The 13,391-nt window shown below is 53.1% G+C and carries 16 protein-coding genes; 8 read left to right on the top strand and 8 right to left on the bottom strand.

Features of this window, described 5'->3' with window-relative positions:
• Positions 1-195: 195 nt before the first annotated feature.
• Positions 196-501 carry a hypothetical protein gene (locus tag CPA57_RS08700; protein WP_229709371.1) on the top strand — a complete coding sequence of 102 codons (306 nt, stop codon included), beginning with the start codon at positions 196-198 and terminating at the stop codon, positions 499-501.
• Positions 502-601: 100 nt separating this feature from the next.
• Here CPA57_RS08700 and CPA57_RS08695 read toward each other — a convergent pair whose 3' ends face one another.
• The 3 genes from CPA57_RS08695 to CPA57_RS08685 form a co-directional block, all read right to left on the bottom strand.
• The gene (locus CPA57_RS08695) at positions 602-1,045 is read right to left on the bottom strand and encodes a SufE family protein (RefSeq protein WP_182082445.1); all 444 of its coding nucleotides are present in this window, start codon (positions 1,043-1,045) and stop codon (positions 602-604) included.
• 93 nt (positions 1,046-1,138) lie between these two features.
• Entirely contained in the window at positions 1,139-2,638 is a 1,500-nt protein-coding gene (locus tag CPA57_RS08690; protein WP_182082419.1) for an ATP-binding response regulator, read from the bottom strand.
• A complete protein-coding gene (locus tag CPA57_RS08685) occupies positions 2,635-4,533 on the bottom strand; it encodes an ATP-binding response regulator (protein WP_182082418.1) in 1,899 nt (632 codons plus the stop codon). Before CPA57_RS08685 ends, CPA57_RS08690 begins: the two co-directional genes overlap by 4 nt.
• 134 nt (positions 4,534-4,667) lie before the next feature.
• Here CPA57_RS08685 and CPA57_RS08680 point away from each other — a divergent pair, with 134 nt between their 5' ends.
• The 7 genes from CPA57_RS08680 to CPA57_RS08650 all read left to right on the top strand — a co-directional run bounded on the left by CPA57_RS08680 (position 4,668) and on the right by CPA57_RS08650 (position 10,511).
• Complete coding sequence (locus CPA57_RS08680) at positions 4,668-5,102, top strand: hypothetical protein (protein WP_182082417.1); 435 nt, start codon at positions 4,668-4,670, stop codon at positions 5,100-5,102.
• A 22-nt stretch (positions 5,103-5,124) separates the two neighbouring features.
• A complete protein-coding gene (locus CPA57_RS08675) occupies positions 5,125-5,868 on the top strand; it encodes an ATP-binding cassette domain-containing protein (protein WP_182082416.1) in 744 nt (247 codons plus the stop codon).
• On the top strand, positions 5,865-6,746 hold the full coding sequence (locus CPA57_RS08670) for a hypothetical protein (RefSeq protein ID WP_182082415.1): 882 nt from the start codon (positions 5,865-5,867) through the stop codon (positions 6,744-6,746). Before CPA57_RS08675 ends, CPA57_RS08670 begins: the two co-directional genes overlap by 4 nt.
• Positions 6,743-7,408: a YdcF family protein gene (locus CPA57_RS08665; RefSeq protein WP_182082414.1), complete on the top strand. Its 666-nt coding sequence runs from the start codon at positions 6,743-6,745 to the stop codon at positions 7,406-7,408. The genes CPA57_RS08670 and CPA57_RS08665 overlap by 4 nt, the downstream gene beginning before the upstream one ends.
• 70 nt (positions 7,409-7,478) lie before the next feature.
• Positions 7,479-8,234 (top strand): lysophospholipid acyltransferase family protein, encoded by a 756-nt coding sequence (locus tag CPA57_RS08660; RefSeq protein WP_182082444.1) that lies wholly within the window; start codon positions 7,479-7,481, stop codon positions 8,232-8,234.
• A 229-nt stretch (positions 8,235-8,463) separates the two neighbouring features.
• Positions 8,464-9,657, top strand: coding sequence for a hypothetical protein (locus CPA57_RS08655; protein ID WP_182082413.1), 1,194 nt, complete (start codon positions 8,464-8,466; stop codon positions 9,655-9,657).
• The gene (locus CPA57_RS08650) at positions 9,654-10,511 is read left to right on the top strand and encodes an NUDIX hydrolase (protein ID WP_182082412.1); all 858 of its coding nucleotides are present in this window, start codon (positions 9,654-9,656) and stop codon (positions 10,509-10,511) included. Before CPA57_RS08655 ends, CPA57_RS08650 begins: the two co-directional genes overlap by 4 nt.
• Positions 10,512-10,520: 9 nt before the next feature.
• Here the strand turns inward: CPA57_RS08650 and CPA57_RS08645 are convergent, their stop codons facing one another.
• The 5 genes from CPA57_RS08645 to CPA57_RS08625 form a co-directional block, all read right to left on the bottom strand.
• Positions 10,521-10,850: an immunity protein YezG family protein gene (locus CPA57_RS08645; RefSeq protein WP_182082411.1), complete on the bottom strand. Its 330-nt coding sequence runs from the start codon at positions 10,848-10,850 to the stop codon at positions 10,521-10,523.
• A 48-nt stretch (positions 10,851-10,898) separates the two neighbouring features.
• On the bottom strand, positions 10,899-11,288 hold the full coding sequence (locus CPA57_RS08640) for a hypothetical protein (RefSeq protein ID WP_182082410.1): 390 nt from the start codon (positions 11,286-11,288) through the stop codon (positions 10,899-10,901).
• Between the two features lie 227 nt (positions 11,289-11,515).
• Positions 11,516-11,905 (bottom strand): hypothetical protein, encoded by a 390-nt coding sequence (locus CPA57_RS08635; protein WP_182082409.1) that lies wholly within the window; start codon positions 11,903-11,905, stop codon positions 11,516-11,518.
• Complete coding sequence (locus CPA57_RS08630; RefSeq protein ID WP_182082408.1) at positions 11,889-12,569, bottom strand: DNA/RNA non-specific endonuclease; 681 nt, start codon at positions 12,567-12,569, stop codon at positions 11,889-11,891. The genes CPA57_RS08635 and CPA57_RS08630 overlap by 17 nt, the downstream gene beginning before the upstream one ends.
• 191 nt (positions 12,570-12,760) lie before the next feature.
• On the bottom strand, positions 12,761-13,391 hold a 631-nt coding region (locus tag CPA57_RS08625; RefSeq protein ID WP_182082407.1), incomplete at its 5' end, for a hypothetical protein.

The raw sequence follows: 13,391 nt of genomic DNA, 5'->3' as shown, positions 1-13,391 counted from the left end.
GGGGAGTGCCCAACAGGGCCTCCCCCTTTTTTGTCCTGAGCCTGTTTCCAGCTGGTTAACCCTGATTAATAATATATGGTAATAATGGACCATTATTTCTGGAAAATAACACAGACTTCACTATCCTATTCTGAGATTTTCCGTATAGAGTGGTGCCAGCCTATTCGTCCTTGTTTTGACAGAAGGAAAAATCCCATGATGTTCCGTCGCATGGCCACATTCGCCCTCATTGCCAGCGCCCTGACCAGTCAGGTTGCCTTTGCTGCCACCTCTCACGGCAAGGCTCACCATTGCCGCAATGAGAAGGGGCAGTTCACGAAATGTGAAAAGCCAAAGGCTAAGCCATGCCGCGACAAAAGCGGTAAATTCACTAAGTGCAGCACACAGGATGCAAAACCTGCTGACAAAGCCGCCGCTACTGCCGACAGTGTGAAGGACAGCTCCAACCCGATGAAGTCCGACATGCCTGCAACGGACGCCACAGCACCTGCCACGCACTAAAACGCGTTGCAGACATCTGCATAAAAAAAGGCCCTCTGGTTTACCCTCCAGAGGGCCTTTTTTGTGACCATAATCCGGCCTACCACCATAAATGATGCTCTCAGGCAGCCGCCCGCTGCCGAATGGCCTTTGCCATAGCCTCCACACCATTACCACGGTTGGCTGAAAGTGCCTTTACCAACCCGAGCTCATGCAGAAAAACTGGTTCAGTCGCCAAAATTTCATCCCGTGTGCGACCGGAATAAACCCGCAGCAACAACGCTACCAGCCCGTGAACAATGGCGGCATCGGAAGCTCCAGCGAAGAACAGGCGGCCTTCCTTCTCTTCAACCTCCAGCCAGACTTGACTCTGACACCCGGGCACACGGTGGGCATCATCCTGCCACTCCTGCGGAAATGCTGGAAGTTTCCGCCCCAGTTCAATGATGTACTGATACCGTTCCATCCAGTCATCAAACAAGGTCAGCTCATCACCAATGGCTGTGATGGCCTGTGCTGCATCCTCTTCTTGCGGCTGAACAAAACAGGCTTCCCTATCGGCCATAGCTTCCCCCTTATCTTCCACGTAGCGTTCATGCCGCACATCATACCCGGACAAAATGAAATGGAAACCATTCTCCTCCGGGAGGTCATACCGTCATGTTTTCAGGAGCGGCAGCAACAGACGCATCACTGTTCCTTGTCCGGGCTGGCTTTGCACAGCCACATCGCCATGATGGGCCAAAATGAAGCCATAAATACCAGCCAACCCCAACCCCGTGCCCTTCCCTGCCTGTTTGGTCGTAAAGAAAGGCTCAAAAATATGCCGCTGGACTTCCTCGCTCATCCCCTCGCCCTCATCCCGAACCTCCAGAGCCAGCGCATGATCCTGCTCACATTCCGATGGTGCAGCGGGCAAGGTATAACAAACCCGGCGCGCTGAAAGCGTGACCGTGCCACCAGCAGGCATCGCATCACGAGCATTTACGCAGAGATTGAGCAAGGCCATCTCAAGCTGTTCCGGGCATGTTAAAACGGATGAAGATATCTCTTCAGCGAGGTCCAGAACAAAACGAATGGCCGGTGTTGCCCCGTAAAAACTGTGCTGGAACAGACCGGACCGCTCCTTCAGAAAAGAGACAATATCAAACGGTCGAACCGTTGCACCACTTCGCCCTGCACGGCCAAACTGAAGCAGCCGGCGGGTCAGTGCCTCTCCCCGCTCTACAGTTTCCAAGGCCCGAGCAAGCCATTTCCTCTGGGCGGCAGAGGCGGGGTCTTCGTTCTTTACCTGCTCTGCCAGAGCATCCAGGCAATTTCCCAGAATAGTCAGCAGGTTATTGAAGTCATGCGCCACACCACCGGCAAGACGCCCCAGAGCCTCCAGCCGCTCCCCCCTGTTTAGCCGATCCTCCATCATCACCCGCCGGGTCACGTCCCGGTCCATGCTGACCTGCCAGGCTTCCGTCAGCGGCACCCCTTCCGGCCATTTCAGAGCCAGACGGACAATCTCATGCCATGTACTCCGGCCATCCTCCGCCGTGACCTCCAAAAGCTCTTCTGCCTGCCCTTCCTGCCAGACCTTTTCCCGCAAGCGGGCAATCACCGGCTGTAGGCTAGCCGCATACTGGCTACTCTCGGATGTTCCTTGATAATGCCGGTTACTGCGGATGCAGTGGCCCTGCGCATCCGAAAAAACCAACCCAAAAGGCAGGCTTTCCATAAGGCCGTGAAGCAAAGCCTGTTCTACCTTCAGGGCATGTTGAGCTTGCCATGTCCTGTGTGCTTCATGAACAAGACAAAGGACATGGTCTGCCTCCCACGGCTTATGTACATAAGCTACAATCTTCCCATGATTCAGGGCCGCAACCACGGCATCAAGGTCCGCATAACCAGTCAGCAGAATGGCCCGCGCATCCGAGCGAGTGCTAGCACGGCTAAGGAACTGATCACCCGTCATACCCGGCATACGCTGGTCGGAGATAATGACAGAAATCTCCGGATGTGCCTCCAGCAAAGCAAGAGCACGGAGGGGCTCGGTAGCTGTCAGCACCGTGCAGCTTTCCTCCAGCAAATCGCCAAGGGCAATAAGGATCTCTTCCTCATCATCCACCAAAAGAACGCAAGGCCTCATCTCGATACTATATGGCACGGTCATGCCGTTTCACTTCCTCCCATAGCCTTGCGCCGTTTTGGCTCCCGCACAGCCCATCCTTCTGCCGTTTCATGAACGGGAAGGCGAATCACGAAATGTGCACCTCGCCCTGGTTCGGTCTTCTCACCTGCCGGGTAAGCATCCGTAACATCAATCGTCCCACAATGAGCCTGCACGATGCCATGAACTATGGAAAGCCCCAGCCCCGTTCCCTCTCCCTGTGCCTTCGTCGTAAAGAAAGGATCAAAAATCCGAGGTCGGACCGCCTCCTCTATGCCCGGGCCATTGTCGCTTACCGTAATTTCGTAAACATCCTCATAAAGACGGGTCGCAATTCGTATCCGTCCGTCATGGCGCACATCCCCAGCCAAGCGTACCTCGTTTAATGCATCCGCCGCATTGGCAATGAGATTCATCACCGCTTGATGAAACAATGTTTCCTGACAAATCAGCTTCTGGGGTGCGTCCAACCGGGATTCCACAGCAATGCTTCCGCCTAGCCTGTGCCGAACAAGAGCCAGCCCCGTCTCTATGGCCTCACTCACATCTACCATGCTCCATTGCCCTTCCTCCAGCCGAGAAAAGCGGCGCAGACGCACGACGAGGTCCCGGATGCGCCCCAGCCCTGTCTTCATGGCCGCAAGGCGGGTTCCAGCCCTTCTGATGCGATTCTGGTCTCCTTCATCCTGCACTTTATCCTCCATCCAGTGCAGGCACCGTTCGATCGTATCGGCATGCCCCAGAGTGAAGGCCAGTGGGTTATTAATCTCATGAGCGATACCCGCCACCAGCTCCCCTAGAGACGCCATTTTAGCCGTTTGAACGAGTCTGGCCTGCATCTGCACCAGCTCCTCATTTGTCTGGGCTAAGTCGCGGTTGGCTTGGGCCAACGCATCCGCAAGAGAGGCCTGTGCCTGTGCGGCCTCCAATGCCAGAGCGGATTGTTGCCGCTCCATCTCACGCTGATGGAACGTCTCATTCTCCCGCCGCCGCCGTACCATCGCTCGTATCCGTAGTGCCAGCACCATCGGTGTCATATCGCTGGGGACGAGATCCTCCAGCCCTGCCTCCAGAAATGCCACACAGGATTCACCACGGAAACGTTCTGCCTGTACGATCCCTAGAATACGGAAAGGGATTCCCCCCTGCTCCCGCAAAGCCCGGCGGCGTTGGTCCAGCTGGCGGCAAAAAGCCAAGTCCACCTCATTATCCTGCATATCCTCCAACACGATACAGTCCGGCCCATCCGGCCCTGTCAGCCAACCGCCGCTCAACAGATCACTAGAGCGTGTAACCGATGTCACGGTATGACCATCCCGCCAGAGCAGTTCCCCCAGCCCGGTTTCCTCTGTTGTTTCATCGTGATTATCACGATCCAACACCCTAGGATCATTCCAGAACTCCAGCAGGACCTCATCCTCTGGCGCACGGACAATCACGACTCTGGCCCGCCGCATATGCCATTGGGGATGCAGATACCGTTTCTCATCTGCCAAATGCAGAAGTGTGCGTATCCGCAGCAGCAACAGGTCAGAATGGGCAGAGCTGGAGAGATAAGCATCGGCACCACTCTCGAAACAGTCCAGCTCGACCCGTGTGGAGACGTCTTCTGTCAACATCAGTACCGGAACATCCTGCATAGCAGGATTCGCCTTAGCCCGGCGGACAAACTGGCCAGCACTCATGCCTTTCTGAAGGGTGCAGCAGATCACCATATCCACCTGATTATCCCGGCAGGAGGCTTCCAGCACTTCCAGCATTGTTTCGGCACTCTGCCGACAGACAACATCCATCCCCTCACTACGCAGCAGACCATACACCCGGCTATGGGCTGTGCCTGCTGGGTCCAGCAGCAGAATATGAACGTCTTTTTCATCCCGCGTGGGTAAGATTTGCATTACGCCTCTCGTGAAGCTAGGTGCAGAAGTAAGAAGACAAGACAGAGGGGCTTCGGCTTCCACCACTGTTCTCCGTCTTTCTTCACATATGCCATTGCCAGCCCGGCTGTCTTACAGGAAGGCCTGAAACATTCATGGATACATCGCCCTCTTCTTCCCATTCCTCCCCAATGCGGGGTGAGCGCCTGCTTTCAGCCACCACACCATACCAGAAGGGCGGATTCATCGTGGGGCGGGTCCTGCTCAACATTGTGTGGGCATTGGCCCATTTCGCTTTCAGCTTCCTCATCCAGCTGACAGAGCTTTTCGCACCCATTCTGCTCATCCTCGGGGTGGGCTGGTCCCTGTTGCCGCACCTTATTACCGTTGCCACCGCCAATCTCGGCTCACTGACTGAAGACCAGCAGACGCATGAGATCGTCAACCATATCGCCCATACCATCCCCGACCAGCTCATGATCGCTGGCCATCTGCTTACGCCGCACGGCTTGGTCAAGGATGGTCTGCTTCTCATGGCTCTAGCGGCAGCCTCCTCCACAGCCGCAGCATGGCTGGCACGGCGACTCTGACCAAGACCATGCGGAGCCCTGCATGATTACTCTGGAGATGCTCCCTCTACCTGCCGGTACGTCTCTCGTACCCGGCGGGGTACAGACTGTCTCCCTCCAGCTGGAACGGGGAGAAATCCTTTGGGTGACGGGACCAGCCGAAGCCGGCAAAACTGCCTTGCTGGAAACCATCGCCCTACGCCGCCCTGTCGCAAGTGGGGCCATGACCCTTCTAAACCAAGATGCAGGCCCTCGCATCACCCGTCGAGCCCACAAACTGCTCCAACAACGCATAGGGTATATCGAGGCTGCGCCGCTCTTCATGGACCGTCTGACGATAGCGGACAACATCGCCCTACCGCTAGAGATGAACCATGCCAGCAAGGCTGATATCCGACGGGAAACGCAATCCATTCTTCAATGGTTCGCACTGGAGAGCCATGCCCGTTCCTATCCCACCACACTCAGCCAGACTACCAGACTACGCGCTGCCTGCGCCCGGGCTCTGATCTCCCAACCCTCCATCATTCTGGTAGATGAGCCTGCCCTAACTCTCTGCGCTGGATTACGGGACCATCTCCTTTCCACCATACGGGGACTAGCCAAAAATGGCACAACAGCCCTACTGGCAACACAAACCCTGCCAGTAGGGGCATCCCTTGAGGGAGAGATCCTGCACCTACCCCAGCACAAGCCATCCCCAGAAATTGCAGGCCCTTCGATGCCTGAAGAGGGGGTGGCGGCACCACATATCCTTGTTACCAGAGATGAAAGGCTGCTCCCATGACGTATCTGTCCCATGCAGCAGAACGGCCTGCCTCATGGCCATTACTACTTGGGTTATGCCTTCTCTCATGGCTGTTCGGGCTGGCCCTATCCCTGCCTTGCGGTGTGGAAAGAGCCGTCCATCACTGGGAAGAGCAGCTGAACGACCAAGTCGTCATCGCTCTCCCCGCCGCCGGTGATGAGCCCTCTAGCCAGACGAACAAGCTATCCCAGGCCCTAACAGCCACATTTCCCAAAGCCCATCCCACTCTTCTGCCTGACCGTGATGTAACCCGGATTCTGGCGTCGTGGTCCACCCCTTGGGACGGGCCACTCCCTAGGCTTTTCACCTTGTCCTACCACGGAGAGATGAACACACTGACGACTCTGGTGCATAATATCACCCCAGAAGCCATCATCGTGCCTCCCCCTCCCCAAATGGCAAAGCTAGCCCCCCTCATGGCGGCCCTCCGTAAGGCAGCAAGCCATGTGGCTCTAGCTGCCGGGTTGGCTGCGGCACTCGTAGTGCCGGCTCTGCTCTATCTGGCCGCCCGGACCATTGCTCTGGCCAACAGGCAACAACAGGCCGTCCTTCTATCTATGGGTAGGGCAGTCACCACCTTGCATCATATTCTGGCCAGACGGATGGCGCTAACGGCCTTTCTAGGCAGTCTGGCAGGCATCATCCTGCTCCTGCCTTCACTGATGCTCATTACCTCGGCTCTGCGCCCTCTGTTGCGCCTGCCCGCCACTACCGGGCTCTTCCCAACTGTTCCGCCCCAGTCCTTTTTACCACCGATGCTTTGGGGGACATTCTGCCTGATGCCTTTCCTAATGGCACTGGCTGGCTGGGGCATGACGTATCTGGTCTGCGTCAAACAGGGGCGTCACCCCTCATGAAGCGGCCGGGCATAAATGTCTGGTCTGCCCTTTTCGCCGTGCTGACCGTTGCAAGCTGGATCCTACTAGGAAGTTTCATCTATTTTTGTGCAGACGCCCTACGGCCCTCGCCAACACTGGATAATATCCCTGCCGATTGTGACGGCATTGTTGCCCTGACAGGTGGTAAAAACCGTATAGAAGCCGGTATTGCCCTCCTTCGCCAAAAGCCAAACCGCCTACTTTTAATCTCCGGTGTCTCTCCCCATACGGGGTTAAATCCTATTCTGACAGCTACGGGGATCGGCCCCCTCCCTCCAGAGCTGAGCCACAGAATCAGCCTCGGGTATCGGGCGGCCAGCACAATCGGCAATGCATGGGAAACCGCCCAATGGGCAAAGCAGAAAAACCTCCATCATCTTGTGCTCGTCACGGCGGGGTATCACATGCGCCGCTCGCTGTTGGAGTTCCATGACATTGCCCCGCAGCTACGCCTGACCCCTTATTGGGTTCAGCCTCCGGCCATGCATGATCCACTGCACCCACACACCATACGGCTAATGTTCAGCCAATATGGCAAACTGGTCGGAGCTTTTCTTCGCCTCATGATTCTTCATCAGCAGGACTATGAACAGGAGGGCTTCCGCCCCGCTCCACCGGTTTCACCCCCTCCACCGGCCTGATTTCTCGCTGCAAGCACGATCTTTTCCCTTGCCCTTCGGGCGGATTCTGCGCCATGCAAGGAGCATTATGATGAGTCTCGTCCGTGGCAGCCTGTTCAACCTGTATCTCCTGATTCTGACCCTCGTCATGGGGGTCTTCGCCTTTCCCATCCGCCTGCTTAACCGGCGGGATGCTGCCTTAGGCTATGCTAAGCTTTGGTCCAGTGCCGTACTCTGGGGGCTGGAGCGTCTCTGCGGCATCCGCATCGTCATCAGCGGGCAGGAAAACCTACCGGATGGACCTGCCCTCATTGCCTCACAGCATCAGTCTTTCTTTGATGGTTTTGTGTGGATGAATACGGTGCCGCTGCCGGCCTATGTCATCAAGAAAGAACTGACATCCATTCCGCTGGTCGGCCCCATGCTCATTCTCAGCGGCATGATCCCTGTCGATCGTTCCGGCGGGTCTCAAGCCCTGCGGGGCATGATGGATGCTGTGGCTAAAGCGCAGAATGCTGGACGACAGATCATCATCTTTCCACAAGGCACACGCACCCGCCCCGGAGAACGGGTACCATTGCAGAATGGCGTTATTGCTCTGGCTCGACAGGCGACATGTCCCATCATCCCGGTTGTGACTAATTCCGGCCTGTTTTGGCCCCATTCACACTGGCGGAAATACCCCGGGACGCTCCGGGTTGTTATCGGTGAACCCCTCGCTGCCAGCACGAAAGGACGTGAGCTTATCCCAGCGATCAATAAAGCATGGGATGCACTCTGCCAGCAGTATGACTTGCCCTGTGATCCTGTGGAAAACTCTGTGGATGTGAAACAGGGCACGAAGTGAGTGCCCTATGCTCCCAATAAAGGCAATGTAGTAAAACAAAGGGGGGATGCTCTACGGCATCAAATATAATGTCATGAAATATAAAAATTTTTATAGGTTATATGCCTTTTAAAAGGCACCCCTCTATGCCGCCCCCAAAAAGGGATTACTTAAAAAAAGGTAAAGAATACTCTGGGGAAAAAATAATTATCCTCTCATTCTGCTCCTCACCCAAGAAGGAAGCTGGAGCATGATCTTATCCTATCGCCGCACTATCCTGACCATTACATCCTTATGCCTTCTCCTTCTGGCCGGCAGCTGGGGGTTATACCTCCAAACACAGGCACTGCTCTCCCGCCAGATGGAACATCTAGCCGTGCAGTCCCTTCCTTCTGACGGACCAACACCCACCTTGACCATCCAGAGTTCCGAGGCCAAAGGATGGCCCTTTGGAGCGTGGCGGCGGCTTCATGGTGTGTCCTTCCATACACATCTAAATGGCACAGACCTTGCGGGGGCAACGCCGACCCTTCAACTTGGTGGCAACTGGCTGGACTGGGCACAGGCTCTGATGACCGGAACAGAACTCCCCCTTCATCTGCCTGAACGAACCGCCCTGCGTATGGTGCAAGGCCCGGACAATTGGACCCTGATTCTGGATAATGCCAGACTGCACATCAGCAAGACTAGTATTCCCTGTCCCCCTACAGCAACTGGTCATGGCAATTCGAACATGCCGCTTTATCGGGCGCATTTTCGAATTTCTGACCTACACTTCGCCTCATCCCGCCTGCCTTATAGCCTAACGCTTCTACATTCTGTCGGAACCATCCGTTTTGCGCCGCAGTCCTTATCTCATGCGGACCCAGCTTTGCAGAACAGAGCGCTGCTTTCGGCCTCATTAACAGCTAGGCAGTTGAACTACCCCGCTCCCCTATTACACAACTTCAGAATTGAACAGGTTCACAGTCTTTTTGCTCTGCTACCCAGTACAGCCTCCCCCCATGTTGCAGCGGGTCTTTCTGCCACAAAGGCATCTACCGCCTCTCCTTGGCCTGATATTCCGTTGCGGCTCAGGCTGCATGAACTCAGTGCCATCATCCAGCCCGCTACCGGGAACAGACAAAAAGGCCCACCGCCTCGGCTGTCTCTCGGAGGGGAACTTTATGTACCTGCCTTTTCCGGTACTCTGTCTGTCAGCCTAACCAACTGGCAATGGCCGCTAGAAGAATTTCTGCAAAGCACATGGTTCCGCCAGAACATACCGCCTGCTATGCAAGTGATGCTGAATAACACGATGAACAGCCCGCGCATGATGGACTTATCGACCCATCCCCTGATGCTCAGCCTCCCCCTCGACCATGGGGTTCCACCCGGCCTCTCATCAGAGCGACTGCACACCCTCTACGACCATTTCAGCCGATTTACACCACGCCTACGATGACCTTCCAAAGCCTCTGCCCAACAGACCTTATCACCGTTCTAATGACCCTTGGGGATGATGCCCCCCATGTTGCCCTACTGCGCCACGACCAGAACACACCAACCTTTGAAGAAAGTCATCATTCCTTGCAGAAGCGTCTCTGCCATTGGGCAGAAACGCTGACACACTGTCCCATTGGCCATATGGAGCAACTTTACACATTCAGCTCCTTCCCCATGCAGGGCCAGACGCCACATATTCATATTACCTATCTAGCGCTCAGCTCCAGCCATCCCCAATCCTGCCATGGGTCTCTTTACCATCATTTTCCATGGGAAGACCGCCGCAGCGAAAGCGGAAACCAGAACCTGGCACGGTTCATCACGAAAATTGAGCAATGGGCTTCCGGCCATGAGGAACGTCAGAGCCGTATTGCGCCAGCCTTTGGGCTGTATGAACTGCCATGGGATGATACCCGTGTGCTGGAACGGTATGAACTGCTCTGGGAGTCCGGGCTTGTGCCTCGTTCCATCCCGGCGGATGACGTTACAGATGGAGACAGTCGCCGCCTTCTGGCCACGGCCCTCTCCCGCCTGCGGGCCCGCATCCGTTACAGCCCTGCCGTTTTTGAACTGCTCCCGAAGGCTTTCACGCTCCTGCAGCTACAGCAGGCCATGGAGACAGTATCTGGCCGCCTTATGCACAAGCCCAACTTCCGCCGCCTTGTGCTGCACCAGAAACTTGTGGAAGAAACCGGCACCTATGACCGCTCCACCGTAGGACGCCCCGCCCGACTGTACCATTTCCGCCCGGCTGCCATGGCGTCCTGCTATCTGGAGGCAGCGTTTCTGCCACTGGAAACGCCTACCTCCTGATTGCTTGCCTTAGACGTTATGAAACTTTAAAGAGACAGACCCGTCCTTAGGAAAGGTCATCGTAAATTTATCCCAATTTCCCTGACCAGACTCCTGCATGAGCTTATGAAGTGCCGGCACAGCCACAGAGACCTGTCCCAAAGCCTGCTCAGCTAGTGGACAATGAAAAATCTTTCCATCCAGCTCGTAGTGAAAGCTCGAACCGACAGAATAGCTCCTATCCTCCGATGTCTCGTATGAGAACTCACACTCCGCCTTATCGAAGTCACCTTCAATACTAGAAAGCATCGCTCCGTAGAGGGCATCCATAATTTCCCTCCGTTTCATAAAAGAAAGCATATATTCAGCTCCTCCTCGAAAATATTACATACCAGAAAAACTATCTTTTTAGATAGAAAATTCATGTTGCATATGCCCTCCCGGAGGAGAGTCATAAAAAAATCTTATAGATAATCTTCCATTTTTATATATTGTAATAACCATATAATCCCAAAATTTGCCTACCATACTCTGCATTTTACTATTAATCATAGGAAGTTCTTTCCTTCTTAAAGAGGAGATATCTCCTTCATAGACATCCCTAAATCCTATTGATTTTTTAACTCCGTCTACAAAATAAACAAAACAAAATCCCGTTCCTATACATTCGTTATTTTCAAAATAAGTATTCGACAACAAACAAACCGCATCACAACTATTATTTAAAAGAAAGGATTTTAAAGATTTTATTACAATATCAACAAAATTATCCAAATCTGGACTACTTTTTAGATTCATTTTTCCACTCCTCATCATAAGCATTTCCATTAACCGTATACTCAACATGCACAACCTCAGGTCTGGAATTACTTTCCTGCCCCTCTGGCCGTCCGAACTGTACCTTCACAGGTCCTACACGATCACCATTTTGCAAGGCCTTACGGAGGACATTCAACCAAAAAAATTCAAATAAAAACCACTAATTATTACTTTTACCCCATAAAAAAACAAATATACAAAATAAACTAGGGGGAAAAATCATAATTTATATAATCACCTAGAGAAGTATTATAAAAGAACTTTACATACACCTCACCGCTTTTATACACCTTAATAATCATAAAATCCCACAACACACCCGACACAGAAGACATATTACTATTAAATGGAGAAAAGCAATCACTAACTATCCTATGAGCATCTCCTTCATAAATTTCATCAAAATCACAGGAATTTTCTACTTTATCTATAAAGTAAACAAAACAAATATCTGTGCAAATACACTTTCCATCATTAAAAATGGTTGTTACCTGCAAAGATGCGCTATCACAATCATTCTTCAGAAGAAATTCTCGCATAGGATCTAGAAAGACACCTATCCTATTCTGAGATAAAATATCACTTTTCAGCTTCATTCTTCCACCTCTGAGTACGAACACGTCTATTAATTGAGTAGTTAACTTTCACAAAATCAGGCCTAGAACTATCCTCCTGCCCCTCCAGCCGATCAAACTTTATCCTCACCGGCCCTACACGATCACCGTTCTGCAGGGCCTTACGAAGACTATTCTCCCATATCCTATACCCACTATTATTAAACTGCTTATTCTGCGGAAACAGATTGAACCTATGACACGTTCCTCCCAGACTGCAGGCCTGAATATGTCCGCCTACATCGTCAGGTAAACCTTCAAGTCCAACTTGTCTCTGTCTGTTATCACGCGGCATTTTCTGGTCAATTGGGATATAGGTTATTTCCTCAACACGCCCATACTGATTTGTCCTGAAATATTCGCCCTCGCCAAAATGCACTTCGGCATTTTTGGGAAGGTCATTTAGTATAGAATAAGAGGAACTCCCTCTAGCAACCTCTAATAAGTCAACTGTCAACAGGACCTTACCATCATTTGTAACGCCGCCCAATGGATAGTTATAAAAACTACCTTTCGGAAATAGGTTACTAACCTGCTCATCAACAGTTCTAACAATATTCGTATGGTATTGTGGATCTATTAGCCCTTCAATCGTACCATCATGCTGCCCTAAAGAAGCCTCACCCCAAACATCATGCGAACTCACATTTTGCAAAGTTAGAAGATAAAAGTACTTCTCCTTAACAACAAAATACTAACCATTCGGAGAACGAAAACACTGTATCTCCATTCAAATCTGTCAGAACATGCCCCTCTGCATTAGAAACAGCTTTGTAACGTACACCATTACTACCTTCTAAGGCGATAGTACTCTCTGGCGTACCATCCGACGGTGTACTATTCCATGCTTTGGCGTCCGCTGGCAGCGTCCTTATCCTCTATAACCTGTCCAATGCTATAACTGGGTCTCTTTTCCTGAAAATCAACAGCCAATATTGCCACATTTCCTTCAAAATCATCCCTTTTATTTTGCGCCTGATTATACTGCTGGATGGCCGACGCTGCTGCGGCACCATTCAGGACATTAACCGTACTACTGCCCGACCCAGCCACCAGACCTCCTACAGCTCCCGCCGCACTGGCAATGCCGTTGCTCAGCAGATTCATCAGGCTGTCATGCAGCTTCGCCTGTGAGCCATATCCACCACTCGACTGGCCGGTCAGGGCCGTAGCAGCACGATCCGCCCAGTCACGGGTGGCCCCCGAAGCAACCGTCCCAGCAAAGACGCTCGTCGCCGTGGCGGCAACATTCCCCCCAGTCACTGCCGCTACGGCTGCACTGCCCCCTGCCTCCAATATGGCTCGGCCCCAGTTGTTCGTTGCACTGTGCTCGTCAAAACTCTGCACGCCATGGCTGTAGAGCTCGTCCGAAACACGCCCCATCACCTCACCGACGATCTGCGTGCCGAGCTGGCTGGCCTGTATCTGATTCTGGAGTTTCTGCGCATCAAACCTGTTCGTCAGCGCA

It is taken from the genome of Bombella favorum, assembly GCF_014048475.1.
GTDB classification, from domain to species: domain Bacteria; phylum Pseudomonadota; class Alphaproteobacteria; order Acetobacterales; family Acetobacteraceae; genus Bombella; species Bombella favorum.
This window is presented reverse-complemented; position numbering and strand designations above follow the sequence as displayed.